Raw genomic sequence first — 26,910 nt, 5'->3', positions numbered from 1 at the left:
CCAATTCGGCTATCCCGGCTTCAAGGACGCGCACCACCCGCAGCGCCGGAATCCGCAGATGCGTCTGGTCGAAGAGGCCAGCTTGACCGACGCTCCAGAAGTCGACCTCATTCCCGGCTGGATCCGGGCGGCGACCAAACTATCCGGCATGAGCAAGACCGCGCGCCGCAAGGCGCGAATCCTGCGCTATGCGTTCTAGCCCAAGCAGCCGGGCCCGAGCAGCGCTTTCAGATCGCCCATCAGAGCCGACGACGGCGTGACCCGCAGCGCCTGGTCCAATTCCAGCGTGGTGATACGGTCTCCGCTGATCAGCCGCAGATGCACCTGCGAGGTTCCCGGGTGACGGGCAAGCACCTGCTTGAGGGAATTGACCTTGTCGATGGTGCACTGCCGGGTCGGCAGGCTCACCGCGACAGGCCGGTCGACCGCGGCGTTCGAGAAGTCCGGCACCACAAGATCGTTGGCGATCAGGCAGATCCGGTCGTCCTGGATTCTGACCTTCGCGCTGACCACGACCACGGCGTCGTCGACCACCTCAGCGCCGTAGCTCGAGTACGTGTGCGGGAAGAACATCACCTCGACCCCGCCGGTAAGGTCTTCCAATTGAGCTGAGGCCCAGGGCATTCCGTTCTTGTTCACCCGACGATTCACCCCGGTCAGGATCCCGCCGACCCGCACCTGGGCGTCGTTGGGGACTTCGCCGTTCAGAATCGCCGGGATCTGGGTGTCCACCTGGGCCGTCAACAGATGGGCGACGCCGTTGAGCGGGTGGCCGGACACATACAGGCCGAGCATCTCCCGTTCCAGCGCCAGCTTGTGCTTGTCGTCCCACTCCTCGTCGGGAACCTTGATGGTGAACACCGCGTCGGTGGCGGTGTCGGCCCCGCCGAACAGGTCGAACTGACCCATCGCCTCGGCCTTCTTGGTGCCGAGCACCGAGTCGACGGCGTCGGTGTGCACCAGGAAAAGCCCCTTGCGCGGATGGCCGAGCGAATCGAACCCGCCCGCCTTGATCAGGGACTCGGTGACCTTCTTGTTGCACGGACCGATGTCGATCTTGTTGAGATAGTCGGAGAAGTCGATGAACTTCCCCTTCTCGGTACGCGAATTGATCAGCGAGGCTACGACGTTGGCGCCGACGTTGCGCACGGCACCGAGGCCGTAGCGGATGTCTTCACCAACGGAGGCGAAGTTCAGACCGGACTCGTTGACATCGGGGGGCAGCACCGTGATGCCCAGCTTGCGGCAGTCGGCCAGGTACACCGCTGCCTTGTCCTTATCGTCGCCCACCGACGTCAGCAGGCCGGCCATGTATTCGGCGGGATAGTTGGCCTTCAGGTACGCCGTCCAGTACGACACCAGTCCGTAGCCGGCCGCGTGCGATTTGTTGAACGCGTAGTCGGCGAACGGAAGCACGGTGTCCCACAGCGCCTTGATGGCGGCGGCCGAGAACCCGTTGGCCTTCATGCCTTCCGAGAAGCCCTCGTACTCCTTGTCGAGTACCTCGCGCTTCTTCTTCCCCATTGCCTTGCGGAGAATGTCTGCTCGGGCGAGCGAGTAGCCCGCCACCTTCTGCGCGATGCGCATGATCTGCTCTTGGTAGACGATCAGGCCGTAGGTCTCGGACAGAATCTCCTGGAGCGGCTCGGCGAGCTCGGGGTGGATGGGCCGAATGGCCTGGCGGCCGTTCTTGCGGTCGGCGTAGTCGTTGTGGGCGTTCATGCCCATCGGCCCGGGTCGGTACAGCGCGATCACGGCGACGACATCCTGGAAGCCGGTGGGCTGCATGCGGCGTAGCAGGTCACGCATCGGACCACCGTCGAGCTGGAATACGCCGAGAGTGTCTCCGCGGCCGAGCAATTCGTAGGTCGCACCGTCGTCGAGCGGCAGCGACTCCAGGTCGAGCTCTATTCCCCGGTTGGCGTTGATGTTCTCTAGCGCGTCACCGATGATCGTCAGGTTCCGCAGCCCGAGGAAGTCCATCTTCAGCAGGCCGATGGCCTCGCACGACGGGTAGTCCCAGCCGGTGATGATGGCGCCGTCCTGAGCCCGCTTCCACAGCGGGATCGCCTCGGTCAGCGGCTCGGAACTCATGATCACCGCGCAGGCGTGCACGCCTGCGTTGCGGATCAGGCCCTCGAGACCGCGGGCGGTTTCGTAGATGGTGCGGACGTCGGGATCGGTGTCGATCAGGCCGCGGATCTCGGCGGCTTCCTTGTAGCGGGCGTGGGCCGGATCGGTGATGCCCGACAGCGGGATGTCCTTGGCCATGATGGGCGGCGGCAGCGCCTTGGTGATGCGGTCCGCGATCGCAAATCCCGGTTGCCCGTAATGGATTCGGGCTGAATCCTTCAGTGCGGCCTTCGTCTTGATGGTGCCGAAGGTGATGACCTGGGCAACCCGGTCGTGACCCCACTTGTCGGCGGCGTAGCGCACCATCTCACCGCGCCTGCGGTCGTCGAAGTCGATGTCGATATCGGGCATCGATGCGCGTTCGGGGTTGAGGAAGCGCTCGAACAGCAGGCCGTGCTCGATCGGGTCGATGTCGGTGATCCGCAGCGCGTAGGCGACCAACGAGCCTGCGGCCGACCCGCGGCCCGGACCCACCCGGATGTCCACCGACCGCGCGTAGCCGACGAGGTCGGCGACGATCAGGAAGTACGACGGAAACCCCTTGCCGCAGATGACCTCGATCTCGAACGCGGCGCGGTCGACGTACTCGGGCGGCACACCGGCCGGGAACCGCCGCCTCAGGCCCGCGTCCACCTCGTGCCGCAGCCATGACGCCTGATCGTGCCCATCGGGCACCGGGAAGATCGGCATACGGTCGCGCGCCGCCCACACGTCCGCGTAGGACTGGACGCGTTCGGCGATGAGCAGCGTCGAGTCGCAGGCGCCGGGAATGTCGTCGTCCCACAGCGACCGCATCTCGGCGGCCGATTTCAGGTAGTAGCCGTCGCCGTCGAACTTGAACCGGTTGGGGTCCGACAGCGTCTTTCCGGTCTGCACGCACAACAGCGCCTCGTGATTGTGCGCGGCGTCGCGGGTGACGTAGTGGCAGTCGTTGGTGGCCAGGGCCGGGATGTCGAGCTTGCGACCGACCTCCAGCAGCCCCTCGCGGACCCGTCGCTCGATCGACAGGCCGTGGTCCATCAGCTCGAGGAAGTAGTTGTCCGGCCCGAAGATCTCCCGCCATTTCGCCGCGGATTCCAGCGCCTCGCGGTCGTGGCCGAGCCGGAGCCGGGTCTGCACCTCGCCCGACGGGCAACCGGTGGTGGCGATGATGCCCTCGGCGTTCTCCGCGATGATCTCGGCGTCCATCCTCGACCACTTGCCGAGCTGGCCCTCGAACGACGCGAGTGACGACAGCTTGAACAGGTTGCGCACACCTGTCGCGTTCTCCGCGACCATCGTCAGGTGGGTGTAGGAGCCGCTGCCCGATACGTCGTCGCCCTTCTGACCGGGGTCGCCCCAGAGAACACGGCGGGTGTCGAAGCGGGATCCGGGCGCGATGTAGGCCTCAACGCCGATGATCGGCTTGATCCCGGCCTCGGTGGCCAAGTTGTAGAACTCGCTGGCGCCGAACATGTTTCCGTGGTCGGTCATGCCAATCGCCGGCATCTCCAGCCGCTGGGCCTCGGCCAGCATGGGAGCGATCTTCGCGGCGCCGTCCAGCATCGAGTACTCGGTGTGGTTATGCAGGTGCACGAAGGACGACCGACGAGCGCTCGCGCGAGGAGTCGACGGATCTGAGTTCATAGGGACGCCAGTGTATGGCTGCGCACCGACGAGCACGGGCGTGTCGCGGTGCGTGTCTCAACGCGATAGCGACGTTAGCTGTTCATGCAGGTGGTCGGCGACACCCTGGTCCGTTGTCAGCTCGATCGCGACCCGGTACGCGTGCGCTGCAGCCTCGGGTCGGCCCGCCTCGGCGAGCAGGTGCGCTCGTGTCGACCAGGCAGGCTGGAACCGGTCGACCGCCGGATCGGCGACCGCGTCCAACGCGCGCAAGCCCGCATCCGGGCCGTCGATCTGTCCCTCGACCGCCGCGAGCGCGACCGCGGCGCCCAGCGACGGCGCCACCCGCACCAGCGCGCGGTACAGCTTGCGCAGCGACTCCGGGTTCGTCGGCCTGCAGCAGTGCGCCGACTGGATCGCCGCCTCGTACTGGAACCGGCCTGGCCGACCCAACCCGTGCGCGCGTAGCAGCAACCCTTCACCGCGGGCGATCAGTGCTCTGTCCCAGCGCATCGCGTCCTGCTGGTCGAGGGGGACGAATCGGCCGCCAGCGTCGCGGCGGGCGGGCTTGCGGGCCTCCGACAGGCAGACCAGCGCGGCTAACCCCAACACTTCCGGTTGGTCGGGCAGCAGGTCGGTCAGCACCAGCGCCAGGTGCAGTGCCTCCGCCGACAGCGTTTCTATCGGCGCGGCCTGCGGTGTCAGCTGCCAGTCGATCGCATATGCGCCGTAGACCGCCTCGAGCACCGCAGGCAGTCGTGCGGCCAGGTCGTCGCGGTCGGGCAGCACGAACGGAATGCCCGCATCGCGGATGCGCTTCTTGGCTCGCACCAGGCGTTGGGCCATGGCGGCGGGTTCGACCGCGAAGGCCCCGGCGACGGCGCCCGCGTCGACGCCGAGCACTGTCTGCAGCATCAGTGGCGTGCGGATGCTCGTCGCGATCGCGGGATGTGCGCAGACGAGCATGAGCTCGAGCCGCCGGTCGGGTATCGCGGATGTCTGGTCGACTTCGGTTGACTCGGCACGGTTTTCGGCGAGCGCTTCGGTCATCCGGTAGGCGTGCGACTTCCACATGTCGCGCATTCGGTTGCGAGCGACGGTGAGCAGCCACGCCTCCGGATTGGCGGGAATGCCGTCGTTCGGCCACCGGTCAACCGCACGTTCGAGGGCATCGGCCAACGCATCCTCGGCTGCGGCGATGTCGCGGGTGGGTGCCGCCAGCAGTGCGAGCAGCCGACCATAGGAATCACGAAACAGGTCGGCTACCCGCTGCTGGACCACTACGGGTTGTACCACCCGCGGTCGGCGGCGTATGTCCGCGCCACCGGACGGATCTCGACCGATCCCCAGCCGTTGGCCGGATTGCGCTGGGCCCATTTGATTGCCTCGTCGAGGTTGTCGACCTCGATCACGAAGATGCCGCCGAGTTTCTCCTTGGTGTCGGCGAACGGCCCGTCCTGAATCTCCGGTGCGCCGTTGCGTGCGGTCACCGTCGTCGTGGTGTCCACGGAGTCGAGCACTTCGGTGGTGATCAGCACGCCTGCTTCCGTCAGATCGTCGGCGTACGCACCGAACGCGGCCATCGCGGGCGCCATGTCTTCCTCGCTGAGCCCGACATCGGGGCCCTCCTGGTAGTGCATCAACAGGCAGTAGCGCATGTTGTCGTCCTCCTCGTCCTCGATTGTGACCTTGACACGGCTATGACGACTCGAGCCCTGCCGAATCGACATTCGACCGACCGGTCCGCGCAAAACATCGCGAGCCCCCATCTTGTGCTCCTTTCGGTGGCCACCCGCCCGTTGTGGGGGGTGTTCACCTGCTAGGAGGAGTGAGGGCCCGGCAATCGCACACTTTCTTCGACTGTTGGCGGTGACTGTTGTGCGTTGCGCCGAGCGCGAAGCAGCGCATCGCCGGTGAACACCGCCAGCCCAACCCAGATCAGCGCGAAGCCGAGCCACCGACCGACGGGCATCGGCTCGTGTCCGACCAGCACCCCCCAGGCCATCTGCAGGCCGGGGTTGAGGTAGAAGAGCAGGCCCAGAGTCACCATCGGAAGCCGTTGGGCCGCTGCGGCGAAGAGCAGAAGTGGAATCGCGGTGACCGGGCCCGCCAACAGGAGCAGCGCCGTGTGGCCCACCCCCTGGTTGACGAAGTGCGCCTGGCCGGAGAGTTGAAGCCAGATCATGTAGCCCATCGCTACAGGAAGCGCCCACAGCGTCTCGACCGCCACGCCGACGCGAGGATCGGCGTCGACCACCTTCTTGATCAGCCCGTACAGGCCGAACGAGAAGGCAAGGATCAACGCGACGTAGGGCACCTCGCCCACTTCGGCGGTCAGGATCGCAACGGCCGCGACCGCGAGGAGAAGGGCGATCAGCTGCCATCGGTTGAGTCGCTCGCGAAAGATGACGACGCCGAGGGCCACCGTGACGAGCGGATTAATGAAGTAGCCGAGTGCGGCGTCGACGACGTGGCCGTGTGTGACGGCCCAGATGTAGGTGCCCCAGTTGATGGCGATGAGCGCCGACGCCGCCAGCAGCTGGAACCAGGTGCGTGCGCTGAGCCTGCGCAGGTCACCGAGCCGCCGCACGATGGCGAGCAGTCCCAGCAGGAAGACCGCGCTCCACACGAACCGGTGAGCGAGTATCTCGGGGGCGGTGGCGGGCAGCAGCAGAAGGAAGAACCCCGGGCACAGCCCCCACCAGATGTAGGCGCCCGCACCGAACAGCAGCCCGGAACGCCGCCGCTCGTCGCTCACAGTTCGTGATTGCGCAGGACGTCGAGGGCGTGCTGCAGGTCGGAGGGGTACGGGCTGCTGATCTCGATACGGCGGCCGTCGCCGGGATGCGCGAAGGCCAGCGTTCGGGCATGGAGCCATTGCCGTTCCAGGCCAAGCTTTTTCGCGAGCACCGGGTCCGCGCCGTAGGTGATGTCACCTGCGCAGGGATGGTGCAGCGCGGCGAAGTGCACCCGAATCTGGTGTGTGCGACCGGTTTCCAGCTCGATGTCGAGCAGGCTGGCCGCTTGGTGGGCTTCCAGCGTGTCGTAGTGGGTGACGCTGTTCCTGCCACCTTGGGTGACGGCGAATTTCCAGTCGTGTCCGCGGTGTCTTCCGATGGGCGCGTCGATGGTGCCGCTGGACGGATCCGGGTGTCCCTGCACAAGCGCGTGATAGCGCTTCTCGACGGAGCGCTGTTTGAAGGCTCGCTTGAGCAGGGTGTAGGCGTGCTCGGACAGCGCCACGACCATCACGCCCGAGGTGCCGACGTCGAGCCTGTGCACGATGCCCTGCCGCTCGTGGATGCCCGAGGTGGTGATCCGGAAGCCGGCGGCCGCAAGCCCGCCGAGCACAGTCGGCCCGTGCCAGCCGACGGTGGCATGGGCGGCCACCCCGGCCGGTTTGTCGACGGCGACGATGTCGTCGTCGGAGTACAGAATCGTCATGCCCTCGATGTCGACCGGCGTGTTCTCCGGCGCCGCGGACGCTTCGGGCAGCCGCACCTCCAGCCAGGCGCCGGGCATCAGCCGGTCGGACTTGCCGACCGGGGAACCGTCGAGGTCAACACCGCCCTCCTCGGCCAGGGCCGCAGCGGCGGTGCGGGACAAGCCGAGCAGCCTGGCCAGGCCGGCATCCACGCGCATGCCCGCCAGGCCTTCCGGCACGGGCATCGAGCGGGTGTCCATCAGGAGGGTTCGGCCTCACGCCGGACGACGGACTCCGCTTCCCCCGATGGCTCCTGTGCTTCCTCGCCGGCCTTGTGCCGACCCACGGTGTTGAAGTCGAATCCGAACAGCGACAACACAACCAGCAGGATCGCCCCGCCCACTACCGACGGATCGGCCACGTTGAACACCGGCCACCAACCGATGGAAAGGAAGTCGACGACGTGGCCCCGCAAGGGTCCCGGGGATCGGAAAAACCTGTCGACCAGGTTGCCCATCGCGCCGCCGAGGATCATGCCGAGGCCGATCGCCCACCATGGCGAAACGAGCCGCCTGCCCATCCAGATGATGCCGACCACCACACCGCTGGCGACCAGGGTCAGCACCCAGGTGTAGCCGGTGGCCATCGAGAACGCGGCGCCGGAGTTGCGCACCAGCGTCCACGTCACGGTGTCGCCGATGATCGAGACCGGCTGACCCGGCGTGAGCAGTTTGACCGCGAGCACTTTGGTGACGACGTCGAGCAGCAGGACGACGGCCGCCACGCTCACCAGCAGGCGGATCCGGCGTCGCGGCTTCGGCTCGGCCTCACGGGCCGATTCATCAGTCACTCCCCCATCATTCCCCAACCGCGATTTTGCAATGATGGGGGTGTGAGCCGTCTGGTCGTGATCACCACCGGCGGGACGATCGCCAGCCGTGCAGGTGATGACGGCGTCAAGCGGCCATCGACCAGCGGCGCAGACCTGGTCGACGGGCTCGACGCCGAGGTCGTGGACCTGATGTCGGTGGACAGCTCGCAGTTGACTCCCGCGCACTGGGACTCGATGCGCACGGCGGTCGCTGCGATCGCCAAGCGGGCCGATGTCGAGGGCGTGGTCATCACGCATGGCACCGACACCATGGAGGAGTCGGCGTTATGGCTCGAATTGACCTACGACGGCGCCACGCCTGTGGTCATCACCGGCGCACTGCGCAGCGCCGATGCGCCCAAAGCGGACGGACCGCAGAATCTGCGTGACGCGCTGACCGTGGCCGCCAGCCCGCTGGCCGACGGCCTCGGCGTGCTGGTGAGTCTCGCGGGGACGGTCTGGCAGCCGCTCGGCCTGCACAAGGTCGCGACATCTGATCTGTCCGGTTTCGCCGGGGTTGCGGTCGGCGCTGTTACGGGCGGCCGCTTCGAACCGGGGGCTGCTGCCAAGGAGCGGCCGTTCCTCGGCGAGTTGTCGAGCGCTGACGCGCCGAGGGTGGACATCGTCGCGGTCTACCCGGGCGCCGACGGGGCGGCGATGGACGCGTGCGTCGCCGCGGGCGCCGCGGGACTTGTGCTCGAGGCAGTCGGTTCGGGCAATGCGGGCGCCGAGGTGATCGACGCGGTGCGTCGGCACTGCAGCGGCGGGGTGGCGGTTGCGGTGTCGACGAGGGTGCCCGGCGGAACGGTCGGCGCCGGCTACGGGCCGGGGCGTGAGCTGGCGGACGCGGGGGCGGTGATGGTGCCGCGGCTGCGGCCCTCACAGGCCCGGGTGCTACTGATCGCCGCCCTGGCGAGCGGCTCGCCCGTCGACGACGTCGTCGCCCGATGGGGCTGAGTCCGCGGCAAGGGCGTTGACGTAGTCGGGCCAGTCGAGGCTGTCGACCGGGTTGGCCCGCTGGATGTCCGCGGTGTCGTCGCTGAAGGTGCGGACGAGCCCGGGACCGGTGGCGCGGGTTTCGAAACGCACGGTCATCACCCCGTGCCCGGCGCCCTGCAGCCAGCCGTGCCCGTAACGGGTGTGGGTGACGTCGTCGCCGATCCGCCATGCCGGCGCCCGCTCGGCGGCCTGGCTGAGCGTCTGCGGCAATCCGGTGTCGGACACTTCCTCGGCCATCAACTCGAGGTCGGGAAACAACGACTCCTGCCGCACGTCAGATAGGCCCGAAAACCCCACGCCGACAAGGCGAATGGGGCCAACCTCAATCGGATCGAGCAAGAGCCGACGCGCGATCGCGATCAGCGTCGCGGCGTCGGTGGTCGCGTACGGCAGCGTCGCGGAGCGGGTCAGGATGCTCATGTCGGATTTCTTCAGCTTCACTGTCACGGTGCGCGCTCCGCGACCGTCTTTCACCAGGCGGGTGTGGGCATGGTCCCCGATGGAAGCCACCGCCTCACGCAGTTGGTCGAGGGTCGTCAGATCTTCGGGGAAGGTGGATTCGGCGCTGATCTGTTTGGCGGGCCCGTTCTCGGCGACGGGGCGGTCGTCGATTCCCCTGGCGAGCTGGTGCAGCGCGGGCCCTATGGTGCCGCCGAGGATGTTGGCGGCTTCGGCGTCCGACAGCGCGGCCAGTGAACCGATGGTGTCGATGCCGAGACGGTGCAACTTCTCCTCTGCGACCGGCCCTATTCCCCAGAGCCGTCGAACGGACAGACCGTCCAGCAGCACCCGCTCCTCGTCGCGGCGAACCACCCGGATGCCGTCGGGTTTGGCCAGCCCCGACGCGATTTTCGCGATCTGCTTGCCCGAACCGGCGCCGACGGACGCGACGAGCCCGGTCACCTCGAGAATCCTGGCCCGCAGTGCCTCGCAGAACGACTCAACGTCCGCCGCGGACGCCCCCGCGAGTTCGGCGGGCTCGCCGAACGCCTCGTCGAACGACAATTGCTCGAGAACCGGCACCGCGGCTCTAACGGTGTCCAGTACGCGGCGGCTGGCCACGCCGTAGACAATGCCGCGCGGCGGCAACACCACGGCGGTGGCGCCGACGAGGCGGCGGGCCTGGTGCATCGGCATGGCCGACCGTGCGCCGTACACCCTGGACTCGTAGCTGGCGCCCGCGACAACGCCGCGTCCGCCCAGCCCTCCGACGAGCACCGGACGGCCACGCAGCGTAGGGCGTGTGAGCTGCTCGACCGACGCGAAGAACGCGTCCATGTCGAGGTGAAGCACCCAGCGAGCGGCCACATCTGCCGATGCTAGGGCGCTAGCCTGGCGACATGGCGCAACAGGCCGACGATTTATCTGCTCCTCGCATGCGCGGCGACGTCGGCATCTTCGGTCCATGGGTGGCGCATTTTCTGCAAAACGAGCACGTGCACGCCAAGGCGGACGCGGCCATCGCCTTCGAGGACCGCTGCGATATCCCCGACTCCGTGCGCCACCCGCTGATCGAATCGGTACGCCGGTTCCAGCTGGGCGAGAGCGGCGACGGTGCACAGCTCCTGCACAAAGCCGCACGTGCCGGTGATACCGAATATCTGCGCGCCGCCGAAATGTTCGTGGCCGAAGAACAACAGCACGCCGCGCTGCTGCTGCGCCTGCTCGGGTATCTCGACGGTCAGCCGATGCGCACCCACTGGTCGGACGCGGTCTTCGTGCGGTTGCGCAGGCTGATGGGACTGCGGACGGAATTGATGGTGTTGACCGTCGCCGAAGTGGTCGCGCTGTCGTACTACGGCGGGCTGGCCGAGGCGGGTCCAGATGGTGTCGTCCGTGCGGTGGCCGCCCGCATCGTGGCCGACGAGCACCCGCACGTGCGGTTCCAGCAGGACCGCTTGCGGGCCGGCTTCGCAGGGTCGCGGGTCGTGGCCCGCGCGCTGGCATTCGCGTTCTGGTGGTTGACGGCGATAGGCGCCACCGTCGTCGTGGCCCTCGACCACGGCCCCCTGCTGGACGCGATCGGATACCGCCGGACCCGCTTCATCCGCGACGTCCTCACCGACTTTGCCAAGGTCGTTACCGCTGTGCTGCGCCGCTAGGCCTTCGCGATCGTCACCCGCACCCCGTCACCGATGTCGCTGGCATCGGTGGGTTCGCCGAACTCGAATGTGGTGGCCAGAATTTCCCGCGCGATCATCTCGGCGTGCGTGCGCGCCCATGCCGCCCGTTGCTCCGGCACGGACATCACCACCGAGATTCGGTCCGACACGTCGAGGCCCGTCGTTCTGCGCAGTTCCTGAAGCTCTCGGATGCGGTCCTTGGCCCAGCCCTCGGCCTCCAGCTCCGGGGTGACGGTGCCGTCGAGCACCACCAGCCCCGACCCCTCTGGCAGAGCCGCGGTGAACTCGGGGTCGGCGGCTACCAGCCTGGAGCTGAACTCCTCGGGCAGCAGCACCGCCGTACCCGCGGTCAGCGTGCCGTCGGCGTTGACCACACCCTCGCCGGCCTTGACCGCCTTGATCGCGGCCTGCACGTCCTTGCCGATGCGCGGGCCCGCCGCGCGGGCGTTGACAGTGAGCTCGAATCGCCCGTAGCTCGCGATGTCGTCGGTGAGCTCCACTTCCTTCACGTTGAGTTCGTCGGCGAGCAGGTCCCGAAACGGCTCAAGGCGCTGCGGGTTCTCCACTGCGACAGTGAGTTTCAGCAGCGGCAGCCGCACCCGCAGCTTCTTTGCCTTGCGTAGCGAGGAGGCCGCCGACGCCACCTCGCGGACCTGGTCCATCGCAGCGACCAGGTCAGCGTCGTGCGGCAGGTCGCCCGACTCCGGCCAATCGGTGAGGTGCACCGAACGCTCGCCGGTGATCCCGCGCCAGATGACCTCGGTCGTCAGCGGGAGCAGTGGCGCGGCCAGCCTTCCTGCCACCTCCAGCACGGTGTGCAGCGTGTCGATGGCGTCGGGATCCTCTTCCCAGAACCGCGAACGAGACCGACGTACATACCAATTCGTCAACGCCTCGGTGAATTGCCTCAGCTCGTCGCACGCTCCCGAGATGTCACAGGCGTCCATCGACGCGGTCAGATCGTCGCGCAGCTTCGCGAGCTTTGCCACAATGTAGCGATCCAGGACGTGGGTGGAGTTCGTCCGCCAGGTGCCCTTCTTCGGCGCATACAGCGCCAGGAAGGTGTAGGCGTTCCAGATCGGCAGCTGCACCTGCCGGACACCCTCGCGGATGCCCTGTTCGGTGACGATCAGGTTTCCGCCGCGAAGGATGGGTGACGCCATCAGGAACCACCGCATCGCATCCGAGCCGTCGCGGTCGAAAACCTCTGTCACGTCGGGATAATTGCGCAGCGACTTGCTCATCTTCTGGCCGTCATTGCCGAGCACGATGCCGTGCGACACGCATGTTTTGAACGCCGGGCGATCGAACAGCGCAGTGGCCAGCACGTGCATCATGTAGAACCAGCCGCGAGTCTGGCCGATGTACTCCACGATGAAGTCCGCAGGGAAATGCGACTCGAACCAGTCGGCGTTCTCGAACGGGTAATGCACCTGCGCGTAGGGCATCGATCCGGAGTCGAACCAGACGTCGAACACGTCAGGGATGCGCCGCATGGTGGACTTGCCGGTGGGGTCGTCGGGATTGGGTCGCGTCAGCTCGTCGATGTAAGGCCTGTGCAGGTTGTCCGGCCGGATGCCGAAGTCACGCTCGAGCTCATCGAGGCTGCCGTACACATCGATTCGCGGATAAGCCGGATCGTCGGAGGTCCACACCGGGATCGGGCTGCCCCAGTAGCGGTTCCGAGAGATCGACCAATCGCGGGCATTGGACAGCCACTTGCCGAACTGTCCGTCCTTCACGTGCTCGGGGTACCAGGTGATCTGCTGGTTGAGTTCGACCATGCGGTCGCGGAATTCGGTGACCTTGACGAACCAGGACGAAACCGCCCGGTAGATCAACGGATTCCGGCATCGCCAGCAGTGCGGGTAGGAGTGTTCGTAGGTCTCGTGTCGCAGCAGCACCGGGGCGTTGTCCGCGGTTGGGCCGCTCTGATTCTTCAGATCGCGGATGATCTGAGGATTGGCGTCGAATACGTGCTGACCGGCGTAGTCGGGCACGGTCGAATCGAATCGGCCCTTGGCGTTTACCGGCGTGACGGCGACGATGCCGGCAGGCGCTACCGTCGCCATGTCTGCTTCGCCGTAGGCCGGGGACATGTGCACGATGCCGGTGCCGTCCTCGGTGGTGACGTGTTCACCGGACAACACCTGAAAACTGTTGGGCGCGTCCATGAAATACGTGAACGGCGGCAGATAGTGCATGCCGAGAAGCTCGTCGCCCCGGTAGCTGCCCAGGATCTCGGGTGTCTCGCCGAGTTCCCTGGCGTATGCGGCAAGTCGCGCCTTCGCCAACACGTACCGGCGCTCCCCGGCACCCACGAGCACGTACTCGACGTCGCGATTGACGGCCACGGCCTGATTGGAGGGCAGCGTCCACGGCGTCGTCGTCCACACCAGAAGGTACGCGTCCTGCAGGGCGCCTTCGGTGATTCGGAATCCGACCGTGATCGCCGGGTCCTGACGGCTCTGATAGACGTCATCATCCATCCGCAGTTCGTGGCTGGACAATGGCGTCTCGTCGTTCCAGCAGTATGGCAGCACCCGATAGCCTTCGTAGGCAAGGCCCTTGTCCCACAACTGTTTGAAGGCCCAGATCACCGACTCCATGAAGGTCAGATCCAGAGTCTTGTAGTCGTTGTCGAAGTCCACCCAGCGCGCCTGGCGCGTCACATAGGCGCGCCATTCCTGCGTGTACTTGAGCACCGACGCGCGACACGCGTCGTTGAACTTGCCGATGCCCATCTCGTCGATCTGCGATTTGTCGGTGATGCCGAGCTGGCGCTGCACCTCCAGCTCCGCGGGCAGCCCGTGGGTGTCCCAACCGAAGCGGCGGTCGACCTTGTAGCCGCGCATGGTGCGGTACCGCGGCACGATGTCCTTGACGTAGCCGGTCAGCAGATGACCGTAGTGCGGCAACCCGTTGGCGAAAGGTGGCCCGTCGTAGAACACGTACTCCGGCGCACCGTCGCGGCGCGAAACGCTGGCCCGAAAGGTGTCGTCGGTATCCCAGTAGTCCAGGACGTCGGATTCGAGCGCCGGAAAGTTCGGCGCGCCGCCTGCCGGCTTCGGATAGGTGGTCACGGTGCTACGTCGTCTCCATGCCAAAAGGTCGTTCATGGCACGGGGACGACGACGCGCCGGTGCGCGAACGCCGCGGTACCACCCCGCTTGCGCACGTGCGTGCGCCGCTCGACTTGTGGCTGTGACGGGCCAACCCGTTCGGCTCTACTTGGCCAGACTTTTTTTGAGCCTGAGCTGTTCTTCCGAAGGCTCCCCGGTGATGGCCGGATCAGCGCCGCTAGCTGATTCTAGCGGCTCAGTGACCGACGGCCATCGGGGTGTGCGGCTGCGGCATGGCCTCCGACGTCAGCTCGATCAGCGCGAGTGGGAGCTGCTCGGTGAGCTCCTCGACGGTGTAGGAGTCGAAGCTGCGGGTGTCGTACCACCAGTCCAGCTGGACGAGGCCGTCGGCCCGATACGCCCGAAGTTCCAGCGGATGGCGCAGCCCGGGCTCGGTGCCGAGGTAGGAGTAGAAGATCTCCGAGGGCGGCTGTGCGGCGAGCTTTGGCGCTGTCGAAGCCGCCGAAAGGTGGCGGTGCACGGCGCCGAGCGCCTCTGTGGCCGTGGCCAGACCCGCAGACGTGCAGGACAGCGGGACAGATCCGCTGTGTCCCGCAACGTCAACAGGCACCACACCCTCACCGATCGTTCGGGCGATCGCTAGGCCGAGGGCCGCAAGAAGGATTTCCTCGCCTGTCAGGCCCAGGTACCACTGTGCGCCGTCGAGTTCGCCGGTCAGCGTGCTGTTCAGCGGCGCCGAGATCTTGGTGAGATCGGCGGCTCGGGGAGCATCCATGGTTTCGTGGTCGGCGATCCGAAGCGGGCTGCTGGCAAATTCTGCAATCAACATGGAGCTAACAGTACTTGCGTTGTCCCAAAATTGGGAGACCTCTCCCAAAACTGTGACACCCACGTCAATAACAGCAACCCTTTGCAGCATTCGATTAGCACTGCCCATTTGCGGGAGAAACAGGTTAAAGTAAAGCCGTGCCACGTACAGATGAGAACGGCCGACAACTAAAGGCCCTGCTCGATTACCTTCTTGACGGGGAAGTCGACGCGAAGAACATCTACGACGCGCTCGGGGTGTCTAGCAGCACGTACTACCGCCGAATCAAGGAAGAGGGCTACCCGGACGCCGAGGAACTACGTCGGGTGGCCGATCGGTTCGGGCTCAGCTACCCCGACCTTCAGGTGCGGTTCGGGTTGATGAGCCACCAGGAGGTGGCGAGCTACTTCGAGTCTGCCAACGTGGCATTGGCAACCGTCCAGACGCGACGAGTCCGCCCGCTGAAGCTGTCTGAAATGACGCCTCGCCAGGACGCCCCGCCGCTATAGAATTTGCTGAAACAAACTCAGCGCAAAGGCAACCAGGATGGCCCTCGCAACACTCCTAGCGATCACGATCACGTGCATCGGATGGAGCCTGTGGATCCGACGCGTCACGTGGACGTGCCGGTGGGAGGTCGCAGCCACCCTCAATATCGCGCTGCAGGGTCTGGCCGTGCTCTTGATGTCGCCGCTTGCGTCCGAGACCGTCGGGCACTGGCTGCACGCCCTCACCGGCAAATGGAATCTCGAGGACTACCTCGGCCATGACTGCTACATCGTCGCCGCCTCTGCCATCGTCTACAACACGCTCGGCAGGCTGGCCGACGACGACGCCATGCAGAAGTCGTTCAAGCAGTACGTCGAACGGCCCGCCACGGTCTGCATCCCGCTGCTGCTCGTGACGTTCTCCGTCGGAAACGGCGCGCGGATCTATGCACCCGACTTCTTCACCGTCCCGACCGACTTCTGGCTGAACCTGTACTGGCTGCTCCTCTGCGGCACGCTCATCTATCTGCTGGCTTACGGCATCAGGGCAACCCTGGTGCTGCGCAAGGACCCGCGGTCTCGACGCATCGCCAACTTCTATCTGGCTTCTTCTGTCTTCGGGATTCTGGCCTGCGTCGTTCGTATCACCACCGCCTACTTCCCAGCCCTGCAGACGGCGACAGGCAGCACCCTGGTGTGGGTGTTCGCGTGCCTGTGCGGCGCCGGGTTCGCACTTGCGTCCGCCCACTCGTGGCGCATCAAGACGAAGTGGTTCACCAAGGTCTGACCTGGCCGCTCAGGTTATCGTTGCCTCGCCGTCGAATTGGGAGGAACCGCGATGACAACGCAGGGAGCGGAACCGCCAGCGCGCACGCAAGGAGCGGAACTGACAGAGCCATCCAACAGAACCGGACGTCACCGCGTCGTCGTCATCGGGTCCGGGTTCGGAGGCTTGACTGCGGCAAAGGCTTTGAAACGAGCCGACGTCGACGTCACTTTGATCTCGAGGACCACCACTCACCTGTTCCAGCCGCTGCTTTATCAGGTGGCGACCGGCATTCTGTCCGAAGGTGAGATCGCACCGACCACACGGCTGGTGCTGCGCAGGCAGAAGAACGTCCAGGTGCTCCTCGGCGAGGTCGAAGCGATCGACCTGAAGGCCAAGACCGTCACCAGCAAGTTGATGACGATGACGACCGTGTCGCCGTTCGACAGCCTCATCGTCGCCGCCGGCGCACAGCAGTCCTATTTCGGCAACGACCAGTTCGCGACCTTCGCCCCCGGCATGAAGACCATCGACGACGCACTGGAACTTCGCGGCCGGATACTCGGGGCGTTCGAGGCCGCGGAAGTCACCACCGATCCCGCTGAGCGCGAGCGCAGGCTGACCTTCGTGGTGGTCGGCGCGGGACCCACCGGCGTCGAGCTGGCAGGCCAGATCGCCGAGCTCGCCGACCGCACGTTGGCCGGTGCGTTTCGCACCATCGAGCCCAACGAGTGCCGGGTGATACTCCTCGAGGGCGCCGGCGCGGTGCTGCCGCCCATGGGCGAGAAACTGGGACTCAAGGCGCAGCGGCGGCTCGAGAAGATGGGCGTCGAGGTTCAACTCAACGCGCTGGTGACCAACGTGGACTATCAGGGCGTCACGGTGAAGGGCAAGGACGGAGCCGAACGTCGCATCGAATGTGCCTGCAAGGTGTGGTCGGCCGGTGTGCAGGCCAGCCCGCTGGGCAAGGTGATCGCCGAGCAGTCCGACGGGACCGAGACCGATCGCGCGGGCCGGGTGATCATGGAGCCGGATCTGTCCGTTAAGGGCCATCCGAATGTCTTCGTCGTCGGCGACCTGATGTCGGTCCAGGGCGTACCGGGCATGGCGCAGGGCGCGATTCAGGGCGCCAAGTACGTCACCAAGCTGATCAAGCGCGAGTTGGCGGGGCGTGACGACCCGGCGAATCGCGCACCGTTCAGATACTTCGACAAGGGCAGCATGGCGACGATCTCGCGGTTCAGTGCCGTCGCCCAGGTCGGCAAGCTGGAATTCGGCGGCTTCATTGCGTGGCTGGCGTGGTTGGTACTGCACCTGGTGTATCTGGTCGGCTTCAAGAACCGCTTCACCACACTCATCACCTGGTTCATCACCTTCCTGGGCCACAGCCGTGGTCAGATGGCGATCACCAGCCAGATGATCTATGCCAGGTTGGCGATGGACATGCTGCAGAACCAACAGAAGCTAGCGTTTCGGCAATCTCCGCTCGCCGCGGTCGAGGAGGCGGAGGAACTCGAAAGAGGGGCGTCATGAGCGATCACACCTACCGCGTCATCGAGATCGTCGGAAGCTCACCCGACAGCATTGACGCGGCGATTCGAAACGGGATCTCCCGCGCGTCGGAGACGATTCGGGGCCTGGACTGGTTCGAGGTGACATCGGTGCGCGGTCATCTCGCCGACGGCGCCGTCGGGCACTTCCAGGTGACGCTGAAAGTCGGATTCCGGATGGAAGGCGCGTAGTCCCTACAGGGCGACGGGCTGGGTCTCGGGGACGAACGGCGCACCGAAGTCCGGCACTGGGCGGTATCCGCGCTTGCGCGACGCCGCCGCGCCCCGACGAATCAACGCCGCCGTTGCGACGAAGCCCGCCTGATCGGCCACCACGAACGGGGTCAGCAGCCGGTTGTGCACGTAGCCGAACGACATTCCGGTGCTCGGATCGGCCCACCCCAGCGAGCCGCCCAGGCCCGCGTGGCCGAAGCCCGGCATCAGGCCCCCTAGGGGAATCGAGTGGTAGCCGAGATGAAATGCCATGGGGAACACGATGTTTCGGTCAGGCCGTCGGTTGGGCCTACCGATCAGACCTGCTGTGAGTTCCGGCGAAAGGAATTGCCTGCCGTCGACCCTGCCGCCACATGCCAGCGGGGCGTACATCTTCGCGAGGCCCCGCGCAGTCGCGGTGCCGTTGGCGGCGGGGATTTCACCATCGAGAAACGGGATGTCGCCCTGCACCACCGAGAACATCTCCGGAAAGTAGAGCGCACCAAGGCCGCCGGACCATTGCAGCGCGGCAAGCTTGGGTACGACGCTGCCGAGCACCGCGTTCTTCACGGCGCCCTGCGGGATGATGATCTGCGCGGCTTTCGTCGGTGCGTCGACGGGCGGCCGACCCAAATGCAAACCGTCGGTGTTGAGCGGCTCGGCCAGTTCCTCGCGGATCAACCGACGCATGCCCTTACCGGTGACGGCTCTGGCCAGACCCGACATCAGCCAGCCGTACGTCAACGCGTGGTAGGCGCCCTTGCCGTAGAGGACCCGGTTCACCGGGGCCGCCGCGAGCCGCTCCTCCATCTTGACGTGGTCCATCAGGTCGGCCCGACTGGCACCGTTGAGCTGGGACAGCCCCGCCCGGTGGCGCATCACCTCGCGGACGGTGATGGTCGCCTTGCCGTTGGCACCGAACTCGGGCCAGTACTCGGCAACCGGGGCTTCGTAGTCGATCAGGCCGCGGTCGGCCAGCCGGTGGATGACGGATGAGGACATCCCCTTCGTCGCCGAGAAAACCATCGCACCGGTATCGGCGGACCAATGCGTGGTGCCCCGGCGGTCGGACCACCCCGTCCACACGTCCACGACAGGCTCGCCGTCCAGGAAGACTGAAAGTGCGCCTCCGCCGTAGCGGGGGCCGGGAAACATTTTGCTGAAGGCCCGTACCGCACAGGCGAAGTGCGGGTCGGCCGCGCCTTGAACACCGTGAGGGAGCGCCGCGCTGCGCTCCCCGCTGTCAGAGTGCTTCACAATGTATCTAATTTACCTGCAACCCCGGCTAATAAACCGGCCGTTACCGATCCGTTGTTACATCGCATGTCAGCGCTGTCAAGCCTCCATCAGACAGCAACCAAACGCGTCCGGCATCAGTCGCCCGGGTTGTTCGGATCGGTCTTGTCGAACACCTCTTGGCCGTCGTCGCGGCCGTCGCCGTCGGAGTCCGCCTTGTTCGGGTTGGTGCCGTAAACGTTCGTCTCATCGTCGTTGAACAGCCCGTCCTGGTCCGTGTCGGGACGTCCCCGGTCCGGGTTGGGCTCCTTCTTGGGACCGGGATCCACGGCCGGCGCGTCCTTCGGGTCGAACCGAAGCGGGTCGAGGCGATCGTTGGCGTCGACGTACTCCGCGTAGTCGCTGAACCCGTCGCCGTCCGTGTCCTTGCTCAGCGGGTTCGAATGAACGTTTTGCACCTCATTGCCGTCGTTCAGGCCGTCCTTATCAGTGTCGCGGTCGTCGGGCTTCGTGTGCGAGACGTCCCTCTCGTACTGGTCCGACAGGTCGTCCGCGTCGAGGTCTCCCGGCAGCGGCGGCAGAGCGTTCGCGGTCGCCGGTGCCAGCAGCACGCCCGCGACCGCCAACGCGGCAAACAGGGATTTCACAGGACGTTGAGTCATGCGTCAAAGCTAGATTGGGCGACGGCCGATTAAATATCCGGTGTTTCCCTATTCTTCTGAGTTTTCGGCCGCCTCGAGGATCGTTTGGGCGGCAAGTGTCGGGGTCAGTTCGCCGTTTCGGACCTGACGCTCCACCTCGGCACGAACGCCGCGCACCCCGCGATTGTTGAGCACCCTGTCCAACACCGTGTCGCGGACCATCGACCAGGTCCAATCCACCTGCTGGGCATTGCGGCGGGCCTCGAACTCCCCCGCTTCGGTCAGCACGTCGCGGTGCTTGAGCACGGTGTCCCACAGCTCGGTCAACCCCGTGCCCTCTAGCGCGCTCATTGTCAGAACCGGTGGACGCCAGAGTGTTTCGCGCGGATAGATCAACCGAATCGCGCCCGAGAGTTCGCGGGCCGCGGACTTGGCCTCGGTGGCGTGTTCACCGTCGGCCTTGTTCACCACGACGACGTCGGCGAGCTCGAGGACGCCCTTCTTGATTCCTTGCAGCTGGTCGCCGGTGCGCGCGAGGGTGAGGAAGACGAACGTGTCCACCATGTTGGCGACGGCTACCTCGGATTGCCCTACGCCCACGGTCTCCACCAGGATCACGTCGAAGCCGGCCGCCTCGAGCAGCACGATGGTTTCCCGGGTGGCCCGTGCGACGCCGCCCAGGGTGCCCGACGTGGGCGAGGGCCTGATGTAGGCGCCGGGATGCACGGCCAGATTCGCCATCCGGGTCTTGTCCCCCAGGATCGATCCGCCGGTGCGGGTGGACGACGGGTCGACGGCCAGCACAGCCACCCGGTGCCCCTGCTCGATGAGGTGCATGCCGAGCGATTCGATGGTCGTCGACTTACCGACACCGGGAACACCGGTGATGCCGACATGCATCGCGCTGCCTGCCTGTGGCATCAGCTCCATCAGCAGCCGCTGCGCCTGCTCGCGGTGATCGGCCCTGGTCGACTCGACGAGCGTGATCGCCCGCGGAAGGGCCGCGCGATCACGGTTTCTGATCGCGGCGGCGAGGTCGTCGATCCGGTCGGCCACTAGCCGAGGTCATAACCCGAGCGCTCGGCCAGCTTGTGCAACAAGCCGGCCGCGGCGTCGGCGATCACCGTTCCCGGCGGGAAGATCGCGGTCGCACCCGCCGCGTACAGCGCGTCGAAGTCGCCGGGCGGAATCACACCGCCCACCACGACCATGATGTCGGGCCTGCCGACTTCGGCCAGCGCGTCGCGCAGCGCGGGCACGAGCGTCAGGTGACCGGCGGCCAGGGAGGACACCCCCACCACGTGCACGTCATTGTCCGCGGCTTGGCGCGCCACCTCGTCGGGGGTGGAGAACAGCGAGCCGACGTCGACGTCGAAACCGATGTCGGCGAACGCGGTCGCGATGACCTTCTGCCCGCGGTCGTGGCCGTCCTGACCCATCTTGGCGACCAGGATGCGGGGCCGGCGGCCATCGGCCTCGGCGAACTTCTCGACCAGCTCGGTGGCTCTGGAATAGACGCCGATGTTTCCGCCTCCTCCCGAGACTTCGTCGCGGTAGACCCCGGCGATGGTACGGATCTCGGCCTTGTGTCGTCCCCAGACCCGCTCCAGCGCGTCGGAGATTTCACCGACGGTGGCGTTGGCCCGCGCGGCGTTGATGGCGAGCTCCAACAGGTTTGCGTCTCCGTTGGCCGCTTTTGTCAGGTCGGCCAGCGCGGCGGCGACGGCGGCCTGGTCACGCTCCGCGCGCAGCTTCTCCAGCTTGGCGAGCTGCTCGGCGCGCACCCGGCTGTTCTCGACCTTGAGCACCTCGATCTCGTGGTCCTCGTCGACCTGGTACTTGTTGACGCCGATGACCGGCTGCTGGCCGGAGTCGATGCGGGCCTGGGTGCGAGCCGCCGCCTCTTCGATGCGCAACTTCGGAATGCCGTCGTCGATGGCCTGCGCCATTCCGCCGTGCTCGTTCACCTCTTCGATGTGCGCGCGGACCCGCTCGGCAAGCTGGTGGGTGAGCCACTCCACGTAGTAGGAGCCGCCCCACGGGTCGATCGGCCGGGTGGTGCCGGACTCCTGCTGCAGCAGCAGCTGGGTATTCCGCGCGATCCGGGCGGAGAAGTCGGTGGGCAGCGCCAGCGCCTCGTCCAGCGCGTTGGTGTGCAGCGACTGGGTATGGCCCTGGGTGGCCGCCATCGCCTCGATGCACGTACGCGCGACGTTGTTGAACGGGTCCTGCGCGGTCAGTGACCAGCCGGAGGTCTGCGAATGTGTGCGCAGGGAAAGCGATTTGGCGTCCTTGGGATCGAACTGGGCGACCAGTTCACTCCACAGCAGACGCCCGGCGCGAAGCTTGGCCACCTCCATGAAGAAGTTCATCCCGATGCCCCAGAAGAAGGACAGTCGCGGCGCGAACGTATCGATGGACAGGTTCGCGGCCATGCCGGCCTTGATGTACTCGACGCCGTCGGCGAGCGTGTAGGCCAACTCCAAATCCGCTGTCGCTCCGGCCTCTTGGATGTGATAGCCGGAGATGGAGATCGAGTTGAACTTCGGCATCCGCGTGCTGGTGTATCCGAATATGTCGGAGATGATGCGCATCGACGGCTTCGGCGGGTAGATGTAGGTGTTGCGGACCATGAACTCTTTGAGGATGTCGTTCTGGATGGTTCCGGCCAGCTTCTCCGGCGGTACGCCCTGCTCCTCCGCGGCGACCACGTAGAGGGCGAGGATCGGAAGCACCGCACCGTTCATCGTCATCGAGACCGAGACGGTGGACAGGTCGATACCGTCGAACAGCTGGCGCATATCAAGAATGGAATCGATTGCCACACCTGCCATTCCGACGTCTCCCGCGACGCGGGGGTGGTCGGAGTCGTAGCCGCGGTGAGTGGCGAGGTCGAAGGCCACCGACAGACCCTTCTGGCCTGCCGCCAGGTTGCGCCGGTAGAACGCGTTGGACTCCGCGGCGGTCGAGAAGCCGGCGTACTGCCGGATGGTCCACGGCTGATTGACGTACATCGTCGGATACGGGCCGCGCAGGTACGGCGGCGCGCCGGGGAAGGTGTCGAGCGGGTAGCCCGCCGAGACCGCAGCATCCAGGTCGGCGGCGATGTAGACCGGTTTGACGTCGATGGCCTCCGGTGTCGGCCAGACCAGTTGTTCCGGCGTATAGCCGTGCGCCTTTGCGGCCGCTGCGACGTGCGCGGTGACCGCGGCGTCGGTGGCTGGTTCGGTCGTCCGCTCGCTACGCAGCGGAACCTCGGCGAAGCTACCGATTCCGGTGGTTGCGGTCATATCCTCATGCCCCCAATCGGGTGAGCAGCCCCGAGAGTGTCTCCACCGCGTCGATCTTGGCGGTCAGATAGTCGTCGGGTTTTGGGTCGGCGTCGGCGACGGCCTTCTCCGGCCCGGCCAGTAGCACGCATGACACCCCCGCCTTGCGTGCGGCCTCGACGACACCTGCCGCCTCGGTCCCATAACGGGCATCCGTTCCGCAGATCACCGCAATCGCAAGGCCGTTGGCCCCCGAAACCGCGTCGGCTGTTCCTGCGGAGTCGACGGTGCCCGGGTTGACCGCCTCGATGCCACCCGACGCGAGCAGGTTGGTGGCGAACGTCGCACGAATATTGTGCTCCGCGAGCGGACCCAGTGGCAGCAACAGCACCGTGGGCCGAGCCCCGGTCGCCTCCAGATAGGCGTCGGAGCGGTCGCGCAGGGCCTCAAAGCCCGCCGCGTACCGCGCCACGGCGTCCGGCGAATCATGTTGCGGTAGAGGCGGTTCGCCGAGGGCCGGATATTCGTTGACACCGGTGAGCGCCTTGCGGCGGTGATTGATGTCGTCGGTGCGCCCCTCACGAACCTCCGCGATCTGCGCGGCGACGAATTCGAGGGCCGCGGCGAAGCCACCCTGCGCCTCGATCTCCTGGAAGTGCTCCCAGGCCTTGTCGGCGAGTTGCTCGGTGAGGTCCTCGACGAACCATGAACCGCCTGCCGGGTCGAGCACCCGACCGAGATGCGACTCCTCCAAGAGCAGCAGTTGCGTGTTGCGGGCGATGCGGCGCGCGAAACTGGCTGCAGTACCGGGCAATCCGCCGGGGATCGCCGCATCGAACGGCTCTACGAGCACGGTGTCCGCACCGCCCACGCCCGCGCCGAACGCGGCGACGGTGGTTCGAAGCATGTTCACCCACGGGTCACGCTGGGTCATCATCGGCATCGACGTGACCGCATGCACGCGGGCGGCGCCGTCGTCCGGCTCCCCGACGACTTCGGCCACCCTGGCCCACAGTCGGCGCAGCACGCGCAGTTTGGCGACGGTCATGAACTGGTCGTCGTCTGCGGCCAGCCGGAAACTGATCTGCCGCAACGAATCCGACACGCTGAGCCCAGCCTCGCCGAGAAGCCGCAGATACGCGACGCCTGCGGCGACGGACCCGGCCAGCTCCCACGCGGCGCTTGCACCGAGGTTGTGCAGCGCGGGCCCGTCGACCGTGATCGCCCGCACGCCACCGGCGTACCCGACGATCTTCGCGGCGATCGTGACCACATCGGCGACGTCGGCACCGGATCGCTTGCTCAACGGCGCGCTGAGCGGATCGGCGCCAAGGTCGATCGACAGCCGGGCACGTTGCTCGTCGTCCATGTCCGTCAGTTGCGGCAGCAGGGACTCCGCCGCCGCGACGAAATCAGAGCGAACGTCGAGTATCAGCGGGACCAGGTCGAGAAACACGCCCTCGAGCAGACGGTCCAGGTCGGCGGCCTCGACGCCATCGGGTGCGCCCACCCGTAGTACCAGCGCGCTGACACCTTCGGTCAACGCCACCAGCACCGCGCCGTTACCGTCGGTGACGGCTTTCTGGCCAGGCGCGGGAAACGCTTCGGCGACCTTCCATCCCGACTTCACGTCGCGACTCGCATCGCCGCCGCGGACGAACGGCCAGGCGCCGGGAAGCGGCTGCTGCGCCGAGGCGTCCAGGCTGGTGTACAGAGCCCGGATCGGGAAGCCTTCATAGGTCGGCGAATCCAGCAGAGTCTCGGGCTCCGGCGGCAGGTCGGCCGGATCGCGCCGGGTCGACTTCGCCAACACGGCCGCAACGGCAGAGCGCCAGCGCTGTTTCGATTCCCGCAAGCCGGATTCCTGCACGTCCATCAGGCTAAATCATCACTATCGGCGCAGCGTGCGCCGGGCAGCCGACGCGCGACCCGCGCGGGGCGAGTTATCGCCGGCCGGCCCGTAGTCTTGGTAGACGTGAAGTCCGTCGTCAACACCCTCGCAGCGCTGCGCGGTGCGGTGATCTGGACGGTCAAACAGGTTCCCCCGCGGCAGTTGGCCGCCATCGCCGCGACGATTGTGATTCTCGTCGCAATCTTGTTGCTGGTGCCGCGGCCGGGCGCTACGGCGCTACGCGACTGGGCGACGTCGGTGGGCCCGTGGTTCCCACTGGCCTTTTTGGCCGCCCACATCGTCGTCACGGTGTTCCCGTTTCCCCGGACCGCGTTCACGCTGGCCTCGGGCCTTCTTTTCGGCCCTTGGGTCGGCATCGGGATCGCGGTCATCGCCAGCACGATCAGCGCTATTGCCGCGCTACTGCTGGTCCGCGCCGCCGGCTGGCGACTCGACCGGCTGGTTCCCCATCCGCGGGTCAAGGCCCTCGACACCCGGCTGCGCCAGCGCGGCTGGCCGACGGTGATGTCGATGCGGCTCATCCCAGCCGTCCCGTTCTCGGTGCTCAACTACGCCGCGGGCGCCTCCGCCGTGCGGGTGCTGCCGTACACATGGGCGACACTGGCGGGCCTGCTGCCCGGCACCGCCGCGGTCGTGATCCTCGGCGATGCGCTCACCAACCACATCAGCCCGCTGCTGATCCTGGTGTCGCTGTTCACCGCGAGCCTCGGTGTCGCGGGCCTGGTCTACGAGATCCAGACCTATCCCCAGCACCACCCGGCGGACGCCGGCGGGCCGACTACCCGCTGTGGCGACCAGGCATCTGCGGCGGACCATCCTGCCGCTGTTGTGACAGCGGCGGGTACTGCATCGGCGGCAGTGGATCCTCCGACGCGGCAGTCTCCGGGGCTGCAAGCAGACCCGGAACCGGCTTGCGTGCGTCCGCCTCGGCCTTAGCGACAGCCTGAGCGAGCGCGGGATCTGTCTGGGTGTTGAACCATTCGGCGACCTCGGCTGAGTCGTCCTCGGGCTTGGGCAGGTTCTCCTCCACCGGCGACGGTGTGTACCGGAAGACACCGTCCTCGCCCGGCGCACCCAGCATCCTGGTGAACCCCTCCAGCGCGGACCCGAAGTCGCTCGGCACCAGCCAGACCTTGTTCGCCTCGCCCTTGGCCATCAGCGGCAGGGTCTGCAAATACTGGTAGGCCAGCATCTCCGGTGTCGGGCGGCCTGCCTTGATCGCGGCGAACGTCTTCTCGATCGCCTTGGCCTGGCCCTGGGCCTGCAGGTAGGAAGCCGCACGCTCACCCTGGGCCCGCAGCATCCGCGATTGCCGGTCGGCCTCGGCGGCCAGGATCGCGGCCTGCTTGGCGCCCTCGGCGGATAGAATCTGGGCCTGCTTCTGGCCCTCGGCCTGCTTGATCGCCGCCTCCCGGCTGCCCTCGGCGGTCAGGATCATGGCCCGCTTCTCGCGGTCGGCCCGCATCTGCTTCTCCATGGAGTCCTGGATCGACGGCGGTGGGTCGATGCTGCGCAGCTCGACTCGCGCGACCCGCAGCCCCCATCGACCGGTGGCCTCGTCGAGCACGCCGCGCAGCTGCCCGTTTATCTTGTCGCGGGACGTAAGCGTCTGCTCGAGGGTCATGCCGCCGACGACGTTTCGCAGCGTGGTGGTGGTCAGCTGCTCGACGCCGACGATGTAGTTGCTGATCTGGTACACCGCGGCCTGCGGGTTGGTGACCTGGAAGTAGACGACGGTGTCGATGTTGACCGTCAGGTTGTCCTCGGTGATCACCGGCTGTGGCGGGAA

At 66.5% G+C, this 26,910-nt stretch carries 21 protein-coding genes and 2 pseudogenes; 8 read left to right on the top strand and 15 right to left on the bottom strand.

Going from position 1 to position 26,910, the window contains the following annotated elements; translation table 11 throughout:
- Nucleotides 1-199, top strand: a pseudogene (locus tag QOJ24_RS14040) (class I SAM-dependent methyltransferase); the annotation flags it as partial.
- Here QOJ24_RS14040 and dnaE read toward each other — a convergent pair.
- The 6 genes from dnaE to lspA are packed head-to-tail and all read right to left on the bottom strand — an operon-like array spanning nucleotide 196 to nucleotide 8,030.
- Nucleotides 196-3,759, bottom strand: coding sequence for a DNA polymerase III subunit alpha (dnaE, locus tag QOJ24_RS14035; protein WP_526262128.1), 3,564 nt, complete (start codon nucleotides 3,757-3,759; stop codon nucleotides 196-198). The pseudogene QOJ24_RS14040 and the gene dnaE overlap by 4 nt on opposite strands.
- Nucleotides 3,760-3,816: 57 nt before the next feature.
- Nucleotides 3,817-5,034: an RNA polymerase sigma factor gene (locus tag QOJ24_RS14030; RefSeq protein ID WP_526262127.1), complete on the bottom strand. Its 1,218-nt coding sequence runs from the start codon at nucleotides 5,032-5,034 to the stop codon at nucleotides 3,817-3,819.
- A complete protein-coding gene (locus QOJ24_RS14025) occupies nucleotides 5,019-5,507 on the bottom strand; it encodes a YciI family protein (RefSeq protein ID WP_526262125.1) in 489 nt (162 codons plus the stop codon). Before QOJ24_RS14025 ends, QOJ24_RS14030 begins: the two co-directional genes overlap by 16 nt.
- 50 nt (nucleotides 5,508-5,557) lie before the next feature.
- Nucleotides 5,558-6,469, bottom strand: a complete 912-nt coding sequence (gene rarD / locus QOJ24_RS14020; RefSeq protein WP_526262130.1) for an EamA family transporter RarD — start codon at nucleotides 6,467-6,469, stop codon at nucleotides 5,558-5,560.
- A gap of 23 nt (nucleotides 6,470-6,492) precedes the next feature.
- Entirely contained in the window at nucleotides 6,493-7,422 is a 930-nt protein-coding gene (locus QOJ24_RS14015) for an RluA family pseudouridine synthase (protein ID WP_526262123.1), read from the bottom strand.
- Entirely contained in the window at nucleotides 7,422-8,030 is a 609-nt protein-coding gene (gene lspA / locus QOJ24_RS14010) for a signal peptidase II (protein WP_526262121.1), read from the bottom strand. The genes QOJ24_RS14015 and lspA overlap by 1 nt, the downstream gene beginning before the upstream one ends.
- A gap of 24 nt (nucleotides 8,031-8,054) precedes the next feature.
- On the opposite strand from lspA, the gene QOJ24_RS14005 reads away from it, so the two are divergent.
- Entirely contained in the window at nucleotides 8,055-8,990 is a 936-nt protein-coding gene (locus QOJ24_RS14005) for an asparaginase (protein WP_526262119.1), read from the top strand.
- Here the strand turns inward: QOJ24_RS14005 and QOJ24_RS14000 are convergent.
- A complete protein-coding gene (locus QOJ24_RS14000; protein WP_526262117.1) occupies nucleotides 8,928-10,340 on the bottom strand; it encodes a DNA polymerase IV in 1,413 nt (470 codons plus the stop codon). The genes QOJ24_RS14005 and QOJ24_RS14000 overlap by 63 nt on opposite strands.
- Nucleotides 10,341-10,372: 32 nt before the next feature.
- Here QOJ24_RS14000 and QOJ24_RS13995 point away from each other — a divergent pair, with 32 nt between their 5' ends.
- Entirely contained in the window at nucleotides 10,373-11,134 is a 762-nt protein-coding gene (locus tag QOJ24_RS13995; RefSeq protein WP_526262115.1) for a ferritin-like domain-containing protein, read from the top strand.
- Here QOJ24_RS13995 and ileS read toward each other — a convergent pair.
- On the bottom strand, nucleotides 11,131-14,274 hold the full coding sequence (gene ileS, locus QOJ24_RS13990) for an isoleucine--tRNA ligase (protein WP_526262113.1): 3,144 nt from the start codon (nucleotides 14,272-14,274) through the stop codon (nucleotides 11,131-11,133). The genes QOJ24_RS13995 and ileS overlap by 4 nt on opposite strands.
- A 199-nt stretch (nucleotides 14,275-14,473) precedes the next feature.
- The gene (locus tag QOJ24_RS13985; RefSeq protein WP_526262111.1) at nucleotides 14,474-15,067 is read right to left on the bottom strand and encodes a hypothetical protein; all 594 of its coding nucleotides are present in this window, start codon (nucleotides 15,065-15,067) and stop codon (nucleotides 14,474-14,476) included.
- A 137-nt stretch (nucleotides 15,068-15,204) separates the two neighbouring features.
- Between QOJ24_RS13985 and QOJ24_RS13980 the strand changes: the two genes are divergently transcribed.
- The 4 genes from QOJ24_RS13980 to QOJ24_RS13965 are packed head-to-tail and all read left to right on the top strand — an operon-like array spanning nucleotide 15,205 to nucleotide 18,042.
- The gene (locus tag QOJ24_RS13980; protein WP_526262109.1) at nucleotides 15,205-15,555 is read left to right on the top strand and encodes a helix-turn-helix domain-containing protein; all 351 of its coding nucleotides are present in this window, start codon (nucleotides 15,205-15,207) and stop codon (nucleotides 15,553-15,555) included.
- 37 nt (nucleotides 15,556-15,592) lie between these two features.
- Nucleotides 15,593-16,321, top strand: a complete 729-nt coding sequence (locus tag QOJ24_RS13975) for a hypothetical protein (protein ID WP_526262107.1) — start codon at nucleotides 15,593-15,595, stop codon at nucleotides 16,319-16,321.
- A 51-nt stretch (nucleotides 16,322-16,372) separates the two neighbouring features.
- Nucleotides 16,373-17,833, top strand: coding sequence for a type II NADH:quinone oxidoreductase NdhA (gene ndhA / locus QOJ24_RS13970; protein ID WP_526262106.1), 1,461 nt, complete (start codon nucleotides 16,373-16,375; stop codon nucleotides 17,831-17,833).
- Nucleotides 17,830-18,042, top strand: a complete 213-nt coding sequence (locus tag QOJ24_RS13965; RefSeq protein ID WP_526262104.1) for a dodecin — start codon at nucleotides 17,830-17,832, stop codon at nucleotides 18,040-18,042. Before ndhA ends, QOJ24_RS13965 begins: the two co-directional genes overlap by 4 nt.
- Before the next feature lie 3 nt (nucleotides 18,043-18,045).
- Here QOJ24_RS13965 and lipL read toward each other — a convergent pair whose 3' ends face one another.
- The 5 genes from lipL to mutA all read right to left on the bottom strand — a co-directional run bounded on the left by lipL (nucleotide 18,046) and on the right by mutA (nucleotide 25,085).
- Nucleotides 18,046-19,320 carry an esterase/beta-lactamase LipL gene (gene lipL / locus QOJ24_RS13960; protein WP_526262102.1) on the bottom strand — a complete coding sequence of 425 codons (1,275 nt, stop codon included), beginning with the start codon at nucleotides 19,318-19,320 and terminating at the stop codon, nucleotides 18,046-18,048.
- Between the two features lie 116 nt (nucleotides 19,321-19,436).
- Nucleotides 19,437-19,961, bottom strand: a complete 525-nt coding sequence (locus QOJ24_RS13955) for a hypothetical protein (RefSeq protein ID WP_526262100.1) — start codon at nucleotides 19,959-19,961, stop codon at nucleotides 19,437-19,439.
- A gap of 48 nt (nucleotides 19,962-20,009) precedes the next feature.
- Nucleotides 20,010-20,996 carry a methylmalonyl Co-A mutase-associated GTPase MeaB gene (meaB, locus tag QOJ24_RS13950; protein WP_526262098.1) on the bottom strand — a complete coding sequence of 329 codons (987 nt, stop codon included), beginning with the start codon at nucleotides 20,994-20,996 and terminating at the stop codon, nucleotides 20,010-20,012.
- A complete protein-coding gene (gene scpA / locus QOJ24_RS13945; RefSeq protein ID WP_526262096.1) occupies nucleotides 20,996-23,230 on the bottom strand; it encodes a methylmalonyl-CoA mutase in 2,235 nt (744 codons plus the stop codon). The genes meaB and scpA overlap by 1 nt, the downstream gene beginning before the upstream one ends.
- A gap of 4 nt (nucleotides 23,231-23,234) precedes the next feature.
- Nucleotides 23,235-25,085, bottom strand: coding sequence for a methylmalonyl-CoA mutase small subunit (gene mutA, locus QOJ24_RS13940; protein ID WP_526262094.1), 1,851 nt, complete (start codon nucleotides 25,083-25,085; stop codon nucleotides 23,235-23,237).
- A gap of 99 nt (nucleotides 25,086-25,184) precedes the next feature.
- On the opposite strand from mutA, the pseudogene QOJ24_RS13935 reads away from it, so the two are divergent.
- Nucleotides 25,185-25,877: pseudogene (locus QOJ24_RS13935) on the top strand (TVP38/TMEM64 family protein); the annotation flags it as partial.
- Nucleotides 25,878-25,899: 22 nt separating this feature from the next.
- On the opposite strand, the gene QOJ24_RS13930 reads toward QOJ24_RS13935, so the two are convergent.
- Nucleotides 25,900-26,910: SPFH domain-containing protein (locus QOJ24_RS13930; protein WP_526262092.1), on the bottom strand; the 1,011-nt coding region annotated here is incomplete at its 5' end.

The organism is Mycobacterium sp. (assembly GCF_032159775.1).
Classification (GTDB): Bacteria; Actinomycetota; Actinomycetes; order Mycobacteriales; family Mycobacteriaceae; genus Mycobacterium.
This window is presented reverse-complemented; position numbering and strand designations above follow the sequence as displayed.